This is a genomic window from Endozoicomonas sp. 4G, from assembly GCF_023822025.1.
Taxonomy (GTDB): domain Bacteria; phylum Pseudomonadota; class Gammaproteobacteria; order Pseudomonadales; family Endozoicomonadaceae; genus Endozoicomonas_A.
Genome location: NZ_CP082909.1, coordinates 5141091 through 5161801, shown reverse-complemented (window position 1 = coordinate 5161801; position 20711 = coordinate 5141091). Strand labels below are relative to the sequence as shown.

General features: G+C 49.0%; 19 protein-coding genes. 11 read left to right on the top strand and 8 right to left on the bottom strand.

Annotation, left to right across the window (positions count from 1 at the left end; translation table 11 throughout):
* Nucleotides 1–16 precede the first annotated feature (16 nt).
* Entirely contained in the window at nucleotides 17–4654 is a 4638-nt protein-coding gene (locus K7B67_RS20425; protein ID WP_252177696.1) for a hypothetical protein, read from the top strand.
* Nucleotides 4655–4820: 166 nt separating this feature from the next.
* On the opposite strand, the gene znuB is transcribed toward K7B67_RS20425, so the two are convergent.
* The 5 genes from znuB to K7B67_RS20400 all read right to left on the bottom strand — a co-directional run bounded on the left by znuB (nucleotide 4821) and on the right by K7B67_RS20400 (nucleotide 8206).
* Complete coding sequence (gene znuB, locus K7B67_RS20420) at nucleotides 4821–5603, bottom strand: zinc ABC transporter permease subunit ZnuB (protein WP_252177695.1); 783 nt, start codon at nucleotides 5601–5603, stop codon at nucleotides 4821–4823.
* A complete protein-coding gene (gene znuC / locus K7B67_RS20415; RefSeq protein WP_252180618.1) occupies nucleotides 5596–6399 on the bottom strand; it encodes a zinc ABC transporter ATP-binding protein ZnuC in 804 nt (267 codons plus the stop codon). Before znuC ends, znuB begins: the two co-directional genes overlap by 8 nt.
* A gap of 50 nt (nucleotides 6400–6449) precedes the next feature.
* On the bottom strand, nucleotides 6450–6935 hold the full coding sequence (locus K7B67_RS20410) for a Fur family transcriptional regulator (RefSeq protein ID WP_252177694.1): 486 nt from the start codon (nucleotides 6933–6935) through the stop codon (nucleotides 6450–6452).
* A 119-nt stretch (nucleotides 6936–7054) separates the two neighbouring features.
* On the bottom strand, nucleotides 7055–7636 hold the full coding sequence (locus K7B67_RS20405) for a hypothetical protein (protein ID WP_252177693.1): 582 nt from the start codon (nucleotides 7634–7636) through the stop codon (nucleotides 7055–7057).
* Nucleotides 7637–7795: 159 nt separating this feature from the next.
* Entirely contained in the window at nucleotides 7796–8206 is a 411-nt protein-coding gene (locus K7B67_RS20400) for a DUF2782 domain-containing protein (protein WP_252177692.1), read from the bottom strand.
* A gap of 128 nt (nucleotides 8207–8334) precedes the next feature.
* Here K7B67_RS20400 and polA point away from each other — a divergent pair, with 128 nt between their 5' ends.
* Nucleotides 8335–11073 carry a DNA polymerase I gene (gene polA / locus K7B67_RS20395; RefSeq protein ID WP_252177691.1) on the top strand — a complete coding sequence of 913 codons (2739 nt, stop codon included), beginning with the start codon at nucleotides 8335–8337 and terminating at the stop codon, nucleotides 11071–11073.
* 455 nt (nucleotides 11074–11528) lie between these two features.
* Here polA and yihA read toward each other — a convergent pair whose 3' ends face one another.
* On the bottom strand, nucleotides 11529–12161 hold the full coding sequence (gene yihA / locus K7B67_RS20390; RefSeq protein WP_252177690.1) for a ribosome biogenesis GTP-binding protein YihA/YsxC: 633 nt from the start codon (nucleotides 12159–12161) through the stop codon (nucleotides 11529–11531).
* Between the two features lie 363 nt (nucleotides 12162–12524).
* Between yihA and K7B67_RS20385 the strand changes: the two genes are divergently transcribed.
* The 7 genes from K7B67_RS20385 to K7B67_RS20355 all read left to right on the top strand — a co-directional run bounded on the left by K7B67_RS20385 (nucleotide 12525) and on the right by K7B67_RS20355 (nucleotide 17070).
* A complete protein-coding gene (locus K7B67_RS20385; protein ID WP_252177689.1) occupies nucleotides 12525–13130 on the top strand; it encodes a c-type cytochrome in 606 nt (201 codons plus the stop codon).
* Nucleotides 13131–13321: 191 nt separating this feature from the next.
* Entirely contained in the window at nucleotides 13322–13987 is a 666-nt protein-coding gene (locus tag K7B67_RS20380; RefSeq protein ID WP_252177688.1) for a thiol:disulfide interchange protein DsbA/DsbL, read from the top strand.
* Between the two features lie 65 nt (nucleotides 13988–14052).
* Nucleotides 14053–14916 (top strand): endonuclease/exonuclease/phosphatase family protein, encoded by an 864-nt coding sequence (locus K7B67_RS20375; RefSeq protein ID WP_252177687.1) that lies wholly within the window; start codon nucleotides 14053–14055, stop codon nucleotides 14914–14916.
* Complete coding sequence (locus K7B67_RS20370; protein ID WP_252177686.1) at nucleotides 14913–15524, top strand: adenylyltransferase/cytidyltransferase family protein; 612 nt, start codon at nucleotides 14913–14915, stop codon at nucleotides 15522–15524. The genes K7B67_RS20375 and K7B67_RS20370 overlap by 4 nt, the downstream gene beginning before the upstream one ends.
* Nucleotides 15525–15532: 8 nt before the next feature.
* Nucleotides 15533–16147, top strand: coding sequence for an NUDIX domain-containing protein (locus tag K7B67_RS20365; protein WP_252177685.1), 615 nt, complete (start codon nucleotides 15533–15535; stop codon nucleotides 16145–16147).
* On the top strand, nucleotides 16137–16718 hold the full coding sequence (locus K7B67_RS20360; protein ID WP_252177684.1) for a hypothetical protein: 582 nt from the start codon (nucleotides 16137–16139) through the stop codon (nucleotides 16716–16718). Before K7B67_RS20365 ends, K7B67_RS20360 begins: the two co-directional genes overlap by 11 nt.
* A 10-nt stretch (nucleotides 16719–16728) precedes the next feature.
* A complete protein-coding gene (locus K7B67_RS20355; RefSeq protein ID WP_252177683.1) occupies nucleotides 16729–17070 on the top strand; it encodes a hypothetical protein in 342 nt (113 codons plus the stop codon).
* Between the two features lie 5 nt (nucleotides 17071–17075).
* Here K7B67_RS20355 and K7B67_RS20350 read toward each other — a convergent pair whose 3' ends face one another.
* Both K7B67_RS20350 and K7B67_RS20345 read right to left on the bottom strand, forming a co-directional pair.
* Entirely contained in the window at nucleotides 17076–17684 is a 609-nt protein-coding gene (locus tag K7B67_RS20350; RefSeq protein WP_252177682.1) for a peptide deformylase, read from the bottom strand.
* Between the two features lie 74 nt (nucleotides 17685–17758).
* Nucleotides 17759–18409 (bottom strand): L-fuculose-phosphate aldolase, encoded by a 651-nt coding sequence (locus K7B67_RS20345; protein ID WP_252177681.1) that lies wholly within the window; start codon nucleotides 18407–18409, stop codon nucleotides 17759–17761.
* 445 nt (nucleotides 18410–18854) lie between these two features.
* Here K7B67_RS20345 and fucK point away from each other — a divergent pair, with 445 nt between their 5' ends.
* Both fucK and K7B67_RS20335 read left to right on the top strand, forming a co-directional pair.
* A complete protein-coding gene (fucK, locus tag K7B67_RS20340; protein ID WP_252177680.1) occupies nucleotides 18855–20273 on the top strand; it encodes an L-fuculokinase in 1419 nt (472 codons plus the stop codon).
* A 269-nt stretch (nucleotides 20274–20542) separates the two neighbouring features.
* Nucleotides 20543–20704, top strand: a complete 162-nt coding sequence (locus K7B67_RS20335) for a hypothetical protein (protein WP_252177679.1) — start codon at nucleotides 20543–20545, stop codon at nucleotides 20702–20704.
* Nucleotides 20705–20711 lie beyond the last annotated feature (7 nt).

Below are 20711 nucleotides of genomic sequence, written 5' to 3'. Positions count from 1 at the left end.
CAGTTGAGGTAAAACGATGACAAATGCCCGTCTCTGTGCATTAACCCTTGCCGTAAGTGTTGCCATCAGCTCTTCCGTGATGGCTACACAGGCACAGGCCGATCGCAGGCTGCAAATAAAGTCTGTCGGTATTTTGGGCAATGAACCGGTGGAATTTATTCATAGTGAGGCCGCGGTTAAGCCAACGTTAGATCATGATCAGCAACCCATCCCCGGATCCTTTACCACCACCTACCCTGCCCAGACTCAAGCCGGATTGGGCTACGACGCTCCTTCTAAAGGCTTCACAGAGATTCTTTCTGGCATCGAGGGTGGCGTTTCCAGTGTTGATACTTTTCAAACAGGCGAAAATGGCGTCGCTCAAAAATACACCAGGGTTTTGAAAGTGGCTGATGAGCAAGTCTTCAGGTTCATCCATGACCTTGCTAAAAGCGAGCTGGTGATTGAAGTCAGAGATGGAATGACCGATCAGGCTTCAGTTGAGGCGGTTCGTGCTCAATCAGATGATATCCAACCATTAGATCCACTAACAAAAATCGCCAGTCCCGAACAACTGGCCGGAGTGCTCAAAGGTGCCAATGAAAGGGCGGGAAATCTTGGCGCAAGTCATCACTATGTCAGCCTTGCCACCATTAGAGTAAATAGAGTTGAAGTGAACGGACGCACCTTTATGCGTCTTATTGCTACAGGTGATCAACCCCCTGAGCTGCAACGCCTGGGTCAGTCGCTCTTTATCAATGATGAGGTGCTTTTAGCCGCAGCCACCTCGGCCTATACCCAGGTTTATGTTCTGGAGGAAGCATTACAACATGAGGCACTGTGTGATCTCTTGTCACACCATAAACCTGTCGGCTATGTTGTCCACGTTGAGGATGAGACTCAGGCTCACTCTGTGCCTGCTAACTATCCAAAGCTTGAGGTGGAACAGGCTTTGGATGAGGTTATTGTTTTCCGTGGTCAGAAGCAGAATCCGACCGATGTCGCTTTTGTCGAAAGTCACTATCACTTCTGGAGAAAATTTAAGTTTCAAGAACTCATTGCCGGGGTTAAAAAAGACAAAATCAAAAGCTATCAGTACGTTATCAGAAGCAGACAGATGGCACTGCTGGAGAAGTTTGCTGCCGCAGTACAGCACGAGGCCAAACTTGATGAAAATGAACTATCGAAGCTTGTTTACTATGAATCTCTTCAGCAGGCATTAGCCAGTGCCACCCCGGATGGAACCGATGAATTTGAGTTCAGAACAGGATACATCAGAGTCGCTTCATCCATCATCACGCCACTCTGGATACAGTTTCAACTCTTCAAAAACTTCAGTTTCAAACCTGCACTTAAAAGTCTTCTGACTAACCATCACTTTGTTCAGAATATTTATACGCTTGTTCCTATCATCACAGAAGTGATGGAGGACCCTGCCAATAGGGAAAACAGAAAATTTTCCGCCAAAGTCACAGACGATATTAGCGAACAGATGCTTGAGATCGTCAGCACGCTGGCAAGGCTTCGGGCAAAGCTGCGGGCAAGAGAAGCCGAACTCAAAGCGATAGCCACCTCCTCGGAAGATCTCGAAAAAGCAGCCTATTTTGAGCGACTCAAGCTTGCAGAACTGGATAAAGTAATTCACCGCTCCAGAACATTAAACCGCCCCGAAGGCAGACCTCTGGTACTTTCGAAACTGGCTGATCTGGAACAAATCCTGAAGATAGATAACTTCAATAGTGGCGACGATGTGTATCAGCGTCGTGACGCCATTTCTCAGGAAATTAAGGCATATATCACCAAAACCAGGCAGAAAGCAGAGCAAAAGGCGCTGAATATACTGGAAACCGCAGAAGAAGTACTCGGGATCAACCTCAATGAAGGTGATGACAACTTAGCAAGGCTTGACAGGGCTCGTACAAAACTTGAAGGCGACGATGTCTCAGAATCCATGCTGGATACTTTAGTACGCGGCTTGGGGATAGAAAGCTTCACACCTGCGGGTGAAAAAAGGGAAACAAAACTCGAGAAACTGCATTGGCACCTTACCTTGTATGTTGGAGGCAGGGATGGGGAGGTCATAAGAGAACAGGAAAGACTGCTTAAAGCTATAGAAGACAAACTGCGCATCCGCCCCATATTAGAAGATGCGGTTACAGAAAGAGGCAAGGCTTTCATGACTAAGCTGGCCAATGATCTGAGGGTAATATTTGAAAAAGATGCCCCATTCCATCAGAACAAGTACGCCCTTGAAAAAAAAATCTGGGAATTAATAGCAGAGGTAGATACAACTTATAGCAATGAAAATGTCAGAAGAGCCAGAAACAATGAAATAGCCCATCAACTCAACATTGAGGCTTATGAGAATGACGCCACCATAAACGACCAGAACATAATAATAAAAGAAAAACTACAACATCTGGAACAAGAAGTTTCGAATGCAGGCATTGCTACCATTGATGATCATATCACAGCCATCGATGCTGAACTTGACGAGGAAATGACTCTCCTGGGGCCCAAACCCCGATACGTTCTCGAACGTGAGGCAGCCCGAGCCAGGCGGGCAGTAAAAGAAGCTGATACCTCGCAGGCAGACATTGAGAGAATGAAGGACGTTCTCAAGGCAGCAGAAAAAGCCATCGAAGATGACGGCGGTCCCTCCCAGTACACACCGGAACAGGAAGAAACTCTGGATGCTATCCAGACATTCACGGGCCAGCACTCGCTCAAGAGACAAGCCCTGGAAGCCGCAATAGGTCTGGCAGAATTAGCCGTCGCAAATGGTAGGGTAATGCCCGACTTAACGGCGTTTGATTTTGACGGTGAACAGGCACCGGTATACCTGCGGGCATTGGTCGGAGATGGTCTGGCGTTTGCTCAGGCCTATCGGATGGTGAAAGTCTTCAAGGGCCTGCAGGCCACCTTCCCTATCCGCCTTTTAGAGTCTAAGAATGTCCTGAAAGACGTCCAGCAGCTGATGCATAGGGCCAGGGGTGAGCTGGGTAAAGGAGCCGAACACTACGACAAAGACATTCGCGCCATGGGCGAAACCGCCGTTCACTTCGTCGATTATGAACCCGATCGCATGAAAAGTGTCTCTGAATACTTAGCGACCCGTTGTGTCAGTGCTAAAAAGATCATCGCTCTGCTACGTCAAGGTCTGATCAGTAAAGTTGAACTTGAGAACCACATAAAGGCCGTCAGACGAGTCGGTGGTTATCAGACAGTGGCTGAATTTGAACACTTCATTTTCCACAGACAGCGCATCAATTTGCCTCACTTCGACAGCATTATCGAGATGCTGCCCGACAAGGACGCTGAGGAATTTATGCAAAGCATCTTTACTCCTGTAATCGCGGCCGAACCGACAGCTATGAAAGAGTCGGTTGCCGGTATGAAAGAGTACGCAGCGGCGGTCATCGCTAACTATGTCCTTGACGATATTGCCTTTGAAAACGGCCGCAGGACGGCCGCCTTTCTAACCAATATTCAGGATACCCTGACGCCTTACGCCAATGCCGCTGGCCTGTCTGAATCAGATCTTATCAAGGTTATCCATGACACATTAATGCAGGCTCATGCCACAGCAGTTGAACGACAACTGTTTGATTACTGGGTCAGGCCTTCCGCTTTCCTGGTACAGGCTAAGACCTGGTACTACACCAGCTACAAACCTCTGCTGGTGACCCGTACCGCTCTGGAGGCTACCGAAGTGTCCCTCGTTAATATGTCGTTGCTCTACCTTCTGGATCTGACCAACCGGGGTGATTACCTACACCGGATGCTCATACCTTTCCAGCACTGGCTGGAACACTCTGGTGTTGATCCTGACCGAACCGGGCAATATGCCTACCACAACGGCATTGAACAAATCACTGAATTGGGCGGGCTGGCCATGCCACTGGGCAAGGCCGCTTCCTCAGCAATTCTTCTACAAACCGGTTCCGAGCTGTTTGCCAGACAGTACAGTGCTAACCCTCAGATGTATCGCAGCATTTTCCGCCTGGTGCCTGAAATGGTGAAATCCATGGGTTCCGGACAGGGGGTTCAGATACCACTGCTGCATCGGATGACACCCCAAACAGTAAAAACCCTGGCCTCTGCCACAGCCGGTCTTGCGCTGGGCCCGATTGCCACCGTTGGAGCATACGCCCACGGTCTTATATCCGGCTTTACTTATGCCCAAACACTGGGATTTGCCCTGGCCTCAAGTCTCACTTTTGACTTCTTTATGAACGACAACAAGATGCTTACCCAGTGGCTTGGTGGCCCTCTGGGCCGCAGTCTTGACAGGATGAACCGCTGGTGGGGCGAGGGTGAAACGGACGATAACTATATGAAGCGCACGGCGATTGCCAGCCCTCAAGGCTTCAATGAAACCGATGAAGCCTATGCCAACCGTGTGCAAGCCAGCAACAGGATGTACGGCTGGACACGGCACGAAAATTATCTGCAATTTCGTGAACGCCGTGATCGTACTATGAAGCTGTTTGAGAATGGCTGGGAGCAATACTTCAAAGAAAATGTACCTAAATGGTCGTTTTCCCATGCAGAAAGTGTTCCTTACTTTTACATGTATGGGGTTTTCCACCAATGGCAATGGGTTGATGATCAAAAAGCTCACAGTGATGATGAGAGGAATGCGCCTCAGTCAAGCCTTGTGCATCCTGAGTAATCAAACCCCGTTCAGGGTGAACGTGGATTATTCACATCAAACTCATTGAAGTGACGTACTCAGTTATATCGAGTACAAAAAACGACACCTGAAGGGTATAAAAATAAGTGGTTACTGATGAAAATGAAACGAGATGGGCCAGACCAGAATAACCGGCCCAACCCAATCAACTGCGCTTAAAGCTCAAACTCAAAACAAAAATCAGGAAGCTACAGACGACAACGGAAGGCCCTGACGGTGTATCCAGGTACCAGGATGCAGCTAACCCTCCTGCAACACTCAGCAAGCCAATGATGCCAGCCATGATAGCCATCTGTTCCGGGGTTCGGGAAAACCTCTGGGCTGTTGCCGCTGGAATGATCATCAATGATGTGATCAACAGGACACCGACAATTTTCATGGCCACCGCAATCACCAGCGCCATCAGTAAGGTCAGGACCAGTTTGGTTCTTCGAACCGGAAAACCTTCAACCTGTGCCAGCTCGGCATGGATGGTCATGGCCAGCAGAGGTCGCCACAGCCAGGCCAGTGTGGTGAGAACCAGTGCACCACCGCCGTATATCCAGAACAGGTCTTTGGGTGAAGTGGCAAGAATGTCTCCAAACAGGTAAGACATCATGTCGATCCGGACGTTCTCGGAAAAACTGACCGCAACAAGGCCCAGGGAAAGGCTGCTATGGGCAAGAATCCCCAATAAGGTGTCGGATGCCATTTTTCGTTGTTCCTGAAGTGACACCAGCAGAACCGCAAGAAACAGCGAACACACGACGATGGACAGGTTAAGATCAATGTTGAGCAGTAGCCCCAGGGCCACTCCCAGAAGTGCCGAATGAGAGAGGGTATCGCCAAAGTAGGCCATCTTCCTCCAGACCACAAAACAACCCAGTGGGCCTGCCACTATGGCAACCCCTGACCCTGCCAGCAGGGCAGTGAGGAGCAATTCAGGCATGAGAGCTCCCCTTGTCATTTTTGTGGATGATATGACCATCAACGGTGTGTTCATGGTCATGATGGTGGGTGTAAACCGCGAGCTCTTCGGACTCTCCACCAAACAGCTTCAGGTAAGCGGGGTGCTGACGAACCTGATGGGGATGACCTGAGCAACAGAGATGCTGGTTCAGGCAAACGACCCGATCTGTTGAAGCCATCACCAGATGAAGGTCATGGGAGACCATTAATACCGAACAGCCGTCGCTCAGCTCAAGGCTGTTACCTTTGTTCAGCTCAAGGCTGTTACCATTTCTCAGTTCGGTAATCAGGTGATAAAGCTCTTTCTGGCCGTTGACATCTACGCCCTGAACCGGCTCATCCAGCACCAGCAGATGAGGTTTGTTCAGCAATGCCCTGGCCAGCAATGTTCGTTGCAGTTCTCCGCCTGAAAGCGAATGAACCGGTGCGTTTATGACGTGGGCGACACCGGTTTTGTCCAGTGCTGAACGAATCTGTTTGGTCGATTGTCCGGTCAGGGAAAGAAAGCGTTTAACGCTCAGGGGCATGGTTTCGTCAACGTGCAGTTTTTGCGGCATGTAGCCGATACGCAGACCTTCCTTCATAGTCCGGCTGCCGGAATCGGGAGCCTGAAGACCCAGAACAACCCTGACCAGTGTCGTTTTACCGGCCCCGTTCGGGCCTATCAGGGTGACAATTTCGCCCGCTTTCACATCCAGTGAAACATCGGAAACCACTTCTCGTTTCCGAAAGGCAACACGAATGTTGTTCAGCCTGACTAGCGTCTCTTCAGACATAGGTGGATGCTGATCCTTTGTGGTTGCTGTTCTATGGCCTGTGTCTGAACTCATAGTGACTCCTTGACCTGCTGGCAGTTTGAGCATAAACCGGTGAGTTCAATAGCCGCATCAGTGATTTTGAATCCCTGCTCAGAAGCACAGGAGGCAATGGACTGGTTAATAGCCTGATGATCGATTTCCTCTGTCACGCGGCAGTTCTGGCAGATCAGAAAACAGCTGTTATGTTTTGTACCGGGGTGTGGGCACCCAATAAAAGCATTAAGGGAGGACAAACGGTGAATCAGGCCCTGCTCCATTAAGAAATCAAGGGCGCGATAAACCGTGGGGGGTTGGGCTACCCGTTCTTCCTGCTTCGCCAGCTCGGCAAGAATGTCGTAGGCTCCCACGGGCTGGTGACTTTGCCAGACCAGTTCCAGTACTTTCTCTCGGAGATGGGTCAGCCTGACTCCCCTCTGTTGGCAAAGAGTACGCGCTTCCTGCAAGGCTTCCAGGATACAGTGGTGATGGTCGTGAGGCTGGTGGACACTGGTCATAACAACGAAAAGTAGCGAGCGAACGGTGTTACATTATAACCAAACTTTCAGGTATAACTGAAAGAAAACTCCCGTCAGGCTCGGCGGGAGTTTAATGGCGGCTCTAATCTTGAATAATTCTATTTATCCTCGGTCATCTGCCAAATATTGTAATTGTGTTCTTCACAAACTTTTTTGTCACAGTAAGGGCAAGGAAGCCACACAGGGGCATACTCCTCATGTTTAAACCTTGCTTTTTCGTTACTTGCAGTCTCATTTCCCTTCTCTTCAGGTTCATTCCACGAGGTGGTTCGATCCTCATCAGGGTATGATAGAGCTTGCCTGGGAAGAGTTGAGGGGGTCATTGGTGGGAGTGCTACGTTGTATTTCAGTTGTGAAATACTCTGGGAAGATAGTCCGAATTTGATGCTTTTAGAGGGCTTGAGCCAGATCCGGGTAGGACCGTCGTTCCCGAAACACACCTGTTGTCCTTCGATTTCTGTATACAGGCATTGTGTGCCAGAGTCTGGCATGGCGTTGCCTTTATTGAGATAGATAGCTTTCGTGGATATGAGCTCGACAGAGTGTGGTAGGGGGCTCATGAGCTTTTTACCGAGCGCCATAAATAGTGAAGTAAAACTTTCGTCCGTTGAGTAACAGTTTGAGCTGTTTATGCTCAAAAGTGCGATCCAGGCGAGTGATGATTTTTTCATTGCTTTCAAGGTTTGAGTTCCTTTGAACGTAAATTGAAAGCTCAGGTTAGACTATGGCTGGTGATAGCGAGGAGATTTTAATGGGAAATCGTCAGAAAGTTGCTGTTCGACGAGAATGCCCCGCCCTCAATGTGTGGGAGGGGCAGCTATTCTCGGTCAGGCTCCTGGTTACTTCCACTTAAAAATAGTCCAGGACGGAATCAGCGTTTCGGGTTTGGTGGGATCTATAAAGTTACCCATATTATCGGCTGCGACCAGGTAATAAGGTTCACCCACCTTGGGGATAACCTGAATTCCATAAAGAAACCCATTAATTCGGTATTCCTTGATGGTTTCATTTTCACCAGGACGAATGACTACCGTGGTGTCATTCCTTTGCTCCAGGTCTTCCGGACGCAGGTTTTTAGGAATTTTTTCAAACTCTTCTTTGCTGATCGCTGCCGATTCAGGTTGAGCGACTTTGGGAGGCTTTTCCAGAGCCGCTTCCGTTGGGTTAGACGACGGTGGAGGGCTGGCACAGCCGACCAGAAATAAAGGTATGATTGCCGCAAAAGCCAGAGAGCCTGTTATTGATTTCATGAGAAGCCTCAAGTAATAACCATGTGTCCAGCGAGAAAAGAGATTAGAATACCAGTCTACTCCAACATTTGGGAGGCCGTAGCTGTCAGTGCCCTACTGCTGCCCATTAACCTGAGATCGATTCAGCAATGTCAGATCAAGCCAATACGCCCCTTGTGCTCGTAGATGGGTCTTCTTACCTCTATCGGGCTTTTCATGCTTCAGAGCGCGCGAACCTGAGAACATCAGACGGTCGTCCAACAGGGGCTATCCGTGTGATGACAAACATGCTGAAGAGCCTGCTTAAAGAGTATCCGGGCAGTTCTGTGGTGGTTGTCTTTGATGCCAAAGGGAAAAACTTCCGGCACGATCTGTACCAAGAGTACAAGGCCACCCGTAAGCCCATGCCCGACGATCTGCGCTCACAGGTTCAGCCCATTCACGAAATGGTTCGGGCCCTGGGAATGCCATTGTTGATGATTGAAGGTGTAGAAGCGGACGATGTCATTGGCACTCTGGCCAGACAAGCCACTGAGAAAAAAATTGCCACCGTCATCTCAACCGGTGACAAGGACATCGCTCAGTTGGTGTCTGAGCATGTCACTTTGATCGATACCATGAACGATACCCGGACTGACCTGGACGGTGTTGTGGATAAGTTTGGTATTCCTGCCCACCTGATTATTGATTACCTGGCCCTGATGGGCGACACCAGTGACAATATTCCCGGTATGCCCGGAGTGGGTCAGAAAACCGCTCTGGCGCTGTTGCAGGGGATCGGCAGTATTGATGAGATTGCCAAACGTCTGGATGAAGTGCCTGCCCTGGGCTTCAGAGGCAGCAAGAACTTTGCCCCCAAGTTTGAAGAGCACAAGGATATCGTGCTGCTTTCCAGAGATCTGGCCACCATCAAAACCGATGTGGCGCTGCCCGTTGCCATCGAAGACCTGAAAGCGGAACCGGTTGATCAGGAAGCGCTGTTGGACCTGTATAGAGAGTATGAATTCCGTTCCATGATCGCTGAGCTGGAAAAAGGTCTGGACGGAGGGGCAGAACCTGAGCCTGCCGAGCCTGCTATTGATACAGAATATGAGACGGTTCTCGATAAAGAGACGTTTAGCCGCTGGCTGAAGGTATTGAATGACTCGGAGCTGTTTGCTTTTGATACCGAAACCACCAGCCTGAATTACATGGAAGCGGAACTGGTCGGACTCTCTTTTGCTGTAGAAGCCGGTAAGGCCGCCTATGTGCCAGTGGCTCATGACTACGTGGGGGCACCGGATCAGCTGGATCGAAGCTGGGTGCTGGAGCAGATGAAAGCGCTGCTGGAGAACCCTGAAAAGAAAAAAGTAGGCCAGAACCTGAAATACGATAAAAGCGTACTGGCTAACTATGATGTCTGTCTGGAAGGTATCCACTGGGATACCATGCTTGAGTCGTATGTGTTGAACTCAACCGCTACCCGTCATGATATGGACAGTCTGGCCCAGAAGTACCTCGACCATCAGTGTATTGCTTTTGAAGAGATCGCTGGCAAAGGTAAAAAACAGCTCACTTTCAACCAGATTGATCTGGAAACAGCAGCGCCCTACGCCGCTGAAGATGCCGATATTACTTTAAGGCTCCATGAAACGATTGCCCCGCAACTGGAGCATGAACCGTCTTTGTACTCGGTATTCCGTGAAATAGAAATGCCACTGGTAGGCGTGATGTCACGGATGGAAAGGCAGGGAGCCAGGGTGGATGGTCACCTGCTGGCACAGCAGAGCATGGAGATTGGCAAGCGTCTGCATGAGCTTGAAAAGCAGGCTCATGATGAAGCGGGCGAGCCTTTCAACCTGGCCTCTCCCAAGCAGTTGCAGGCCATTCTGTTTGAGAAGTTGGGTCTGCCTGTCATCAAGAAAACGCCTAAAGGGCAACCTTCCACTGCGGAAGAAGTGCTTCAGGAACTGGCGCTGGATTATCCTCTGCCAAAACTTCTGATTGAGCACCGTGGCCTGAGCAAGTTGAAGTCGACTTACACCGATAAGTTGCCCCAGATGATCAATCCGGCCACTGGACGCATTCATACCTCTTACCATCAGGCGGTGACAGCAACCGGTCGTTTGTCTTCCTCTGACCCTAACCTTCAGAACATTCCTATTCGTACTGAGGAAGGTCGTAAGGTTCGTCAGGCCTTTGTTGCCTCTGAAGGGTATCAATTGATTGCGGCTGACTACTCTCAGATCGAGCTGAGAATCATGGCGCACCTTTCTGATGATGCCGGTTTGCTGGACGCCTTTGCCCGGGGGCTGGATATTCACAAAGCTACGGCTGCGGAAGTCTTCGGTGTTGCCCTGGAAGAGGTGACTTCTGATCAGCGAAGAAGTGCCAAGGCGATTAACTTTGGCCTGATCTATGGGATGTCTTCTTTCGGACTGGCTAAACAGTTGGGTATTTCCAGAAAGTCCGCACAGGAGTACATCGATCTTTATTTCAACCGTTACCCCGGCGTTCTCCATTACATGGATCGAACCAAGGAGTCTGCCAAAGAGAAAGGGTATGTTGAGACTTTGTTTGGACGAAGGCTCTACCTTCCGGAAATCAATGCCCGCAATGGTATGCGTCGTCAGGCGGCTGAACGAACAGCCATCAACGCTCCAATGCAGGGCACCGCGGCCGATATCATAAAAAGAGCGATGGCCCATGTGGATCAATGGCTTTCAAACAGCGACCTGGATGCCAGAATGATCATGCAGGTGCACGATGAGCTGGTGCTGGAAGTGGCAGAAGATCAACTGGAGACCGTAAAAACGGGTGTCGTGGAAAAGATGTCCAGGGCAGCAGAGCTCAAGGTGCCTTTGCTGGTAGAGGCAGGTACTGGATACAACTGGGATGAAGCGCACTGATGCTTGACCGATGGTTTGAAATTTTTTTTATTTTTTTTCATCTTGTCGGGAACTTTTTTCAGATTTGCCTGTCTCAGTTTATGTAGCAAGGCAAAAAAGCCTTTCTCCAAACTCCTTGTGTGTTGAGTGTTGGTAAAGTGGCAGAGCTGTGTTCCCCGACACAACCTGCAAATAACCGGTAACCGCCCTTTTTGGTTGCCGGTTTTTTTTGTCTGAATGCCTGCCAGAAAAAAATCAAAAAAATTTTCATCTGCCGGGAACTTTCTCCAGATTCCGTTGTCTCAGTTTATGTAGCGAGGCAAAAACCTTTCTACAAACTCCTTGTGTGTTTAGTGTTGGCGATAAAAGCAGAACTGTGTTCCCCGACACAGTCTGCGATAGACCAGTTATCATCACCCCTTTGGTAACTGGTTTTTTTTTGCCTCAAAGAAAGTGAAACATTAGACGGTAGTCTTTTATTCCTGCTCTTCCGGTTCGTCATCATCCACCAGCAACCAGCTATCCAGGCGCTGCGCCAGTTGATCGACACCGGTTTTCTTCAGGGCAGAAAAGAGTTGGATGGAGATTTGCGGATACTCCGAAAGTTCTTTTTTCAGAGCATTCAGGGCCTGTTTGGCGACACCGGACTTCAACTTGTCACTTTTGGTTAACAGAATATGAAGGGGCATGTCCGATTGCATGCTCCACTGGACCATCATCCGGTCAAACTCCTTCAGGGGGTGACGGATATCAACCAGCAGCACCAGTCCCACCAGAGATTCCCGGTTGTTTAAATAATCATCAAGATGTTTTTGCCATTCGATTTTCATGGCTTCTGGTACTTTGGCGTAGCCGTAACCAGGAAGGTCAACCAGGTGGATGCTCTCTTCAATATTGAAATAGTTGATCAGCTGGGTGCGTCCGGGGGTTTTACTGGTGCGGGCAATCTTTGAGCCGGTCAGAGTATTCAGGGCACTGGACTTACCGGCGTTGGAGCGACCCGCAAAAGCGACTTCCCTGCCATTATCGGGCGGGCACAGTTTCAGCCTGGGGGCGCTGGTCAGAAATTGGGCCTTGCGATAATTCAGACCGCTTCTGGGTTCACTCATGAGTCAGACCTGCTGGGGAAGCTCCCTGTTCCGGCAGCTTCATAGAAATGAAAAGTGGCGCAATTTTGCTTGACTTGTGAGCCAAATGGAATAGCTGAGTGGCATTTGCCGACAATCGGCAATGGGTTGTCATAATGGGTTGTCATAATTTGACTGTTCGTAGCGAATTTAGCGGGCTTGACGATCTACCGGAAAATAGCATTAAGGTATATAATGGCTGTCGTTTTGAGGCATATGCAGCCATTTCAAGCCATCTTTTCAGAAAAAGGCCGAACACAGGCCGAATGAGCAGCTGAACAGCTGACTGGAAAGGTTGAGATAATAACAGTCACTCATGGCAAGTGCCGTAGCTGGGTCAGGTTAATGAAAAAAGTTATTTTCGGTCTGGTAGTATCTTTAGGGGTATCAGGTGTGGCATTTGCGAAGGGGGATGCAAATGCCGGAGAAGCCAAAGTGGCCACCTGTGCCGCCTGCCACGGAGCAACAGGTGTAAGCCCGGTGCCCAATTACCCCAATCTGGCAGGACAAGGCGAACGCTACCTGGTTAAACAGATTTCAGAGATTAAGGCGGGTATCCGCAGTGTGCCGGAGATGGCGCCTTTTGTCGGGAATCTGACAGCACAGGATATCGAAGATATCTCTGCTTTTTATGCCAGTCAGCCTGCGCCACAAGGGGTTGCTGACCCTAAACTGGTGGGGCTGGGTGAACAGCTGTACCGTTTTGGTGATCAGAAAAAAGGCATTCCTGCCTGCGCTGCCTGTCACTCTCCAACCGGTCAGGGAAATGCTCTGGCGGGCTTTCCAAAAATCAGTGGTCAGCACGCTCAGTACACAGCCAAGCAGTTGCGTGATTTCCGCGAAGGGGATCGTGTCAACGATGGCGATACCAAGGTGATGAGAACCATCGCTGAAAAGCTGAGCAATAAAGAAGTGGATGCTCTGTCCAGTTACATCAGTGGCCTGCGTTGACATCCGTTTAAGCAGGGCCAGTCTGTGGCGATTCAGCCACAAGTGCAAAAACGGTTTGCAATGATGAGTTGTAAGCCGTTTTTTTATCTTTATTGTTCGTTAAGATAGATGACAGGGAAGGTTGCCCACGCCTATTCTGTTAACTTGTCGCTAAGATAGATCATTATAAAAGCCTTGGAGTGTATTTAGAGATGCCAAAACAACTGAAATTTTTATGGTTGGCGCTGGTTCTGCCGTTAGTGGCACAAGCTGCGGTACAGGATCCATATAAGGAAGGTAAGGATTACCGGGTTCTGCCAGAGCAGGTTCAGACTTCAGTGAAGAAGAGTCAGATCGAAGTGGCTGAAGTCTTCTGGTATGGCTGCCCCCATTGTTACACTCTGGAACCCATTGTTGAACGCTGGAAGCCTTCTCTGGAAAAGGACACCCGTGTCGTTCGTACGCCGGGTTTCTTCGGCCCTAATATCTGGAAAACCCATGCCCAGCTTTACTACACCCTGGAAACCATGATTCCTGATGCGAAAAAGCTGCACGACGTACACACCAGTATTTTTGCTGAAGTTCAACACCGAAATAACCGTCTTGGCGACGTAAAAGCCATGGGGGATTTTCTTCAGGAACGCCACGGTATTGATCCCAAGCAGTTTGCCAGCTTCTACAATTCTTTCGGAGTTCTGAACCTTATGAATCAGGGGGGGACAAAAATCAGCGGTTATCAGCTGAACGGTGTTCCAGCTCTGGTAGTCGATGGCCGATATGTTATTGAACCCACTGTCGGGTTGGAAAATATGCCTGTTATTGCTGATTTCCTGATCAAGAAAGTGCGTGCTGAACGTGCAGCCAAGGCAAAAGGCTGAACGTCATCACCCCTGCAACACGATGGATGTCGAGTTGATCGGCATCCAGAATTCAGGTTTCACTGATGCCGATTAGAACTTTGAAGGGGGCCTTGTCTTCTCGCCTGAAGAGAGACAGAGCCCCGCGAGCCGTCCACTGCAGTGAACTGGTCTACAAACCCCGGTCACGAAAGCCCGGACACATTCGTCTGCTGAGCTTTAATATCCAGGTAGGCATCAATACCCAGCAGTATCGTCACTACCTGACCCGCAGCTGGCAACATCTGTTGCCTCATTCCAGACGTGCAGGGACACTGGATCAGATTGCTGCCGCCCTTCCCGATTTTGACCTGGTGGCGCTGCAGGAAGCCGATGGTGGCAGTCTCAGAAGTGGCTTCATCAACCAGACCGAATACCTTGCCCTGAAATGCCAGTTTCCCTACTGGTATCACCAGCTGAATCGAAACCTTGGCAAACTGGCGCAGCACAGCAATGGTCTCCTGAGTCGATACAAGCCCACTATTCTTGAAGACCATAAACTGCCCGGATTGATTCCCGGTCGGGGAGCCATTATTGCCCGGTTTGGTGATCCCCGAGATCCCTTGGTCGTGGTGATGATGCATCTGGCTCTTAGCCAGAAGGCCAGAAATGTCCAGCTTTCCTATATCAGGGATCAGGTCAAAACTTACAACCATGTGGTGCTGATGGGCGATATGAATACCCACGCTGAACAACTGCTAAACAGCTCACCACTGAAAGACACTGATTTGCAGGCTGTTCACTCTGAACTGCACACGTTTCCCAGCTGGCGTCCCAGCCGTTCACTGGATCATATCCTGGTCAGCCCTTCTCTGATCGTGCATCAGGTCGGTGTTTTGAATCTGCCTATTTCCGATCATCTGCCCATTGCCGTAGAAGTAGAAGTGCCGAAGGGTGTCATTTTGGAATGAATAAAAAAGGTCTGGCACCGCGCCCCATCGAAACCGACAATATTATGACCGACAAGAAAATAGGTATATTGGGCTCTGCCTTTAACCCGCCGACATTAGGGCATCTGGATGTACTGGAACAGGCCCGGCAACAGTTTGACCTGATATTACTGGTACCCAGTGCGGCCCATGCTTTCTCCAAGCCCATGTTACCCTTTCATCATCGGCTGGCTATGTGCCAACAGCTGGTGAACTCGGTACAACTGCCTCAATGCCAGCTAGAAGTCTCTGAAATTGAACAGGAAATGCTGGCAGATAATCCCGGAAAGCCCGTGTATACCTTTGATTTGCTGGCATTGTTAGAACAAAAATACCCAGGGGCTCAGCTGGGATTTATCAGAGGTCCCGATAATGCCGATCCCCAGACCTGGAAGCGCTTCTACCGGTCTGAAGACATTGAGCAACGCTGGCAGGTCTTTACTGCCCGGGAACGTCAGAAGATTCGAAGTACTCAGGTAAGGGAGCTGTTAGTTTCCGGCAGCCCTGACGATAACAACAAAGAAGCCGTAGCTGCTTTGTTGCTGCCTTCGGTTCACGATTACATTCTTCAGCATCATTTATACCAGTAAGGTGAGCTATGAAACTATCCGGTTTGGGAGCCGACGACGTTCGTGTTGAAAGTGAGGAGCGAGTCTGGTCTGGATTCTTCAAGCTTTGCCGATATAAAGTCAGACATGCCCTTTTTCAGGGGGGATGGAGTAAGACACTGGAGCGGGAAGCGGTTTTGCGAGTGCCTTCTGTCGGTGTCCTTCTCTACGATCCGGTTCTGGAAAAAGTCGTGTTGGTCGAACAGTTTCGCATAGGCCCTCTGGTAGGTGATGATGACCCCTGGTTACTGGAAATTGTTGCGGGCATATCCGAGCCGGGTGAATCCCTGGAATCGTTGGCAATTCGAGAAGTAAAAGAAGAAGCGAATTGTGAAGTGAAGCATCTTTTACCGGTAACCAATGTTTACCTCAGCCCCGGTGCAACCAATGAACGGTTGATGCTTTATTGCGGCATTATTGATGCCTCATCGGCTGGAGGGGTTTACGGGCTGGCGGAAGAAGGTGAAGATATCAAAGTGCATGTGTTGACCGCAGAAGAAGCCTGGCAGATGGTTGAAGATGGTCGTATTGCCAACGCTCCGGCTATCATTGCCCTGCAATGGTTAAGGCTGAACCATGGAGAACTTAAAGGTTATGTTCAATAAAATCAGGCCCGGATTGTTAACACTGATTTTTACCACCGCGCTGGCTCTGACAGGTTGTCAGTACTCAGGCTTTAACGACTCTGGTGGTCTGGGCGGTACGGCTGCTTCTTCAGGTCTCTATCTGGAAGGGTTGCCAGGCACGGCTAACTGGGCTGTCCTGCCTTTTGTCAATCACAGTAAAGCGAGCAATGTCACCACCCAGGTAGAAAGAATACTGATGGTTAATTTGCCTTCACAGGGCATTGAAGAGGCTCGTTTGTATCCTGAGTCAGAAGTAACGACCGCCTCAAAATCACTGGCATCGGCGCATCGCTACCAGAATGGCAAGCAGTGGGCTCTGCAAAACGACATCAGCTTTGCCATCGCCGGAGAGATTTTCGAGTGGTATTACGACGACACTGGTCGACCAAAAGTAGCCATGGGGCTCACGGTGATTGATATCCGCAGTGGTGAAGTGATCTGGGATACAAACGGTGCCAGTGAAGGCCAGCAGGGTGACGATGTGTATGATATCAGCCGGAGCCTGATATCGGATTTGCTACAGTCTTTACCTATAAACCGGCGGATTTAGGAGCAGCAGGATGCTATACGCACTTAAAGATGAGAAAGGTGACATTCAGGCGGTTGCTGACAAGCCGCTCACGGAGGACTGGGAACTCGTCAATCTGGAAGATGAAGCGGTTCACGCCTTCCTGCAACGAAACCCGACCATCGGTGGCAAGGTCATGCAGGCAGCAGATGCTGACTTTATCCGGGTACTGGAAGACTTGATCGACCTGCTCATTGATAAGCAGGTCATTCAGTTTACCGAGCTGCCAGACCCAGTACAGAATAAATTGTTGAACCGTCGCCGTTACCGTGAAGAGTTACGTGATCGGGATGACACGACTCACCTGATTGATAATGATGATGAGATCTTTTAACTTGATTAACGAACATCAGACAGCTGGCCACGGATCGTGTTGTGAGCACTTTCTGTTGGCCAGCCTTCCGCCCATGCTTCCTGATGCTCAATCGACTGGTTGGGAATAATCAGACTTTTATCTTCCACGATCATAGGAAACAGCTTCCCGTTAAGGTGATCCAGCTCATGCAGAAACACCCGGGCAGCAAAACCTGACAGGCTTTGTTCCTGTCGCTCTCCCCGCTCGTTATAGCCAACCGCTGTGATGCTTTCAGGGCGCTCAATCCAGGCTCTCATGCCCGGAACTGAAAGGCAGCCTTCCCAGGTCCAACAGGTGTTTTTACTGAAATCACTGATTTGTGGATTAATCCAGAATGCAAAAGGGAGGTCCGGAGCCTGTGGATATCTGGACCGGTTAAGCTCTGAAATCCCCATACTGAAAACACGGGCAGGCCAGCCCACCTGGGGAGCGGCAATGCCCACGCCCAGGGTACTCAATTGCTTTTGCTTGAGAATCTCAAGGTTGTGCTGAAAGTCATCGGAAGTGATGTCTCCGACGGCAACCTGGGGTTGTTCCTGAAATAACAGAGGGTGGCCCATGAGAAGTACGTCGGGGTTTTGATTTAGTCTCATAACTAATAGGTTCCAGAATAAAAAACGTTCTTTGGTTTATAGCCTACTATCGTTGCATCAAGATAGTCTGTTGCTTAACTTTTCTCTCTCAATCCATAGTTTTTAAACTTATCCAGAACTACCGTAATTTCTTCATCGGAAAGCACCGGAATATCAATCCCTGTTTGTAGCAAATTGACGTACATTTTCGCCAGTGTTTCAGTCTCTTCCGCTAACCACATAGCTTTTGCTAATGATTTGCCGGCAGCGGTCATGCCGTGATGCTGCATTAAAATACAGTTTCGGTCTTTAAAACCTGTAGCCACATAATCGGACAGTTCCGGCGTGCCGTAAGTTGCATAGGGTACGCAGGGAATATCCTTGCCACCACTTGCTGCGACCATGTAGTGAATAGCGGGAATACCTTTGTTCATAATGGCAAGCGTACTACTAAAAAGAGCGTGGTTGTGAACCACTGCATGCAGGTCAGTGCGAGTCTGATAAATGATCTGATGAAAGCGCCATTCACTGGAAGGAACCTTGCTTTCCTCGTATACACCATCATCACCCACAAAAACAATGTCGTTTTCTTCCAGTTGCTCATAAGCGATGCCGGATGGAGTGATCAGCATCCCCCCTTCGTAACGGCAACTGATATTACCGGCGGTGCCTTGGTTTAAACCAGAACGGTTCATATCCAGACAGGCTTCTATGATTTTTCTGGATAGTTCGTTTCTTGTGCTCATGGGTATTTGTCCTACATCTTAAACAAAATTGGGAAAGATAAAGTGTTGTCGTAATATGGATGTGACTGAATATGACCGAATGCGTTTTGGAATATACGTCAAACGAATTTAAAGTATCAATATGGAATTTTATATTTGCTGAATAAAAAGCGGAGAAATAAACCGTAAAATTCGGGAAAAACCTGAAGTTAGATGATTTTTTTATACTATTTTTCACTCCTATTGATTTAAATCAAAGATGACCGATTGTGACCGATTTATCGTGTAGCTATTGAGTTGAAGTGTTTTGATGAAAAAATCATCAAAGCGTTCAGTCATGCTTTACGACTCTTCCAAGGTTGGAAAATCGAGCTTATTCAAGCTCTGTAACACCAGTGAACTTGACCAGATTATCACCTGTTAAATTATTTCACATCGACATTATTACTCTGTCGAGGGGGTCTTTATGACGCACGACGCTGTCATTGTTCTGGATTGCGGAGCAACCAATGTCAGGGCAATAGCCGTTGACGTGAAAGGCACGGTTTTAGCCAAAGCCTCACAACCAAATATAACTGTTCCAGCCGAAGAAAATCCTGACTGGCACCAGTGGCCTGTAGAGGGAATCTTTGAAAAGTTCAGCGACTGCTGTCGTCAGATAATGAAGGACATCAGTCCTGAACGCATTAAAGGGGTCACCGTAACGACCTTTGGTGTTGATGGTGCCTTGATTGATCGTCAGGGGAACCCGATTTATCCCGTCATCAGCTGGAAGTGCCCCCGAACCAACGATTCACTACAACACCTGAAGCAGTATCTTGATCCCGATAAGGTCGTTACAGAATCCGGCGTTGGCCACTTTGCCTTTAATACACTCAACAAGTTGATTTGGTTTAAAGAAAACAGACCTGAACTCTTAGCCGATGCGCACGGATGGTTATTTATCAGCTCACTGTTTAATCACAAGTTAACAGGCAGGTTGACCACCGATGCGACAATGGCAGGAACAGCCCAGCTGACGGATCTGAAGTCACAAACGTTCAATACCAGAATATTATCTGCCATTGGCATTGAAAGTGATTTCTTTCCTGAAATGGTACAGGCGGGAGAGATGATCGGTCACTTATTGCCAGAGGCAGCAGCAAAGCTGGGACTGCCTGCCGGTATTCTGGTGATCTCATCGGGTCACGATACCCAATTTGCCGTTTTCGGATCGGGAGCTGAAAAGGGGCAGCCTGTTTTATCATCGGGTACCTGGGAAATTTTAATGGTGCGCTCTTCAGAAATATCAGGGTTGGCACCCGATATGTTTGATAACGGCTTTACCTGTGAGTGGGATTCACATAAAAACCACTACAATCCCGGCATACAGTGGTTGGCATCCGGGGTTCTTGAATGGGTGGGGCGGCAATTCTACCCGGATGTGACCGGTTCAGAAAAATACAAAAAGATGATCAGTGAAGCCTCCGCTGTACCTGAAAAAAGCCACGGCATAACCTTTAACCCGACGTTCCTGCCAGACGGCAATGGTCGTACCCATGGAGCCATTAGCGGATTATCACTGAATACTGAGCGTGGAGCCATTTACCGCTCGGCACTGGAAGCTTTGTCTAAAAAACTGAAAAGTAGCCTGCATCAGCTCGAACAAATAGGTCAGTTTTCTGCATCCGAGATCATACTGGTGGGTGGTGGCTCGAAAAACCCGCTTTGGAACCAAATTAAGGCAGACACATTACAGCTACCCATCAAGATACTCAAAGAGTCAGAAACAACAGTACTCGGTGCCTCAATGTTCGCAATGTCCGGAGCCGGGTTATACGACAGTCCCGAAGCAGCAAGAGTGGCTTTTGATATTCAGTACGAAACCATTCAACCCAACGTTTAACAGTTATTCCCGCTGAATATACGCCTAAAAACCAGGCTCCTGGCATGGCAATAATCTGTTTGGGCTCCCTGGCAAATGCCTTTGATTTTGCAAAATAATCATTGAGCTACTTTATGACTCAGATCATAACTTTATCTTTCGGAAACGGTATTCTTGCTAACATGACTTAGCACGGTATTGTGTGTTTCTGTGTTCTCATTCCGGGATCAGGACAATCCATTGCCGGGTTGGGGCTTGGTCCAAAGTGTGATTGAGAAAGGGAGTATACTGTGAGTGAGCTATCCATAAAGCAACTGGACAATGACAGGCAGGCTATCGGAAACAGAATACCTGTTGTACCAAGGGAACTGCTGATTCCATTTATATTGCTAACCAGTTGTTTTGCCTTGTGGGGACTGGCAAACAACATGACCGATGTACTCATTGCCTAGTTTCGTA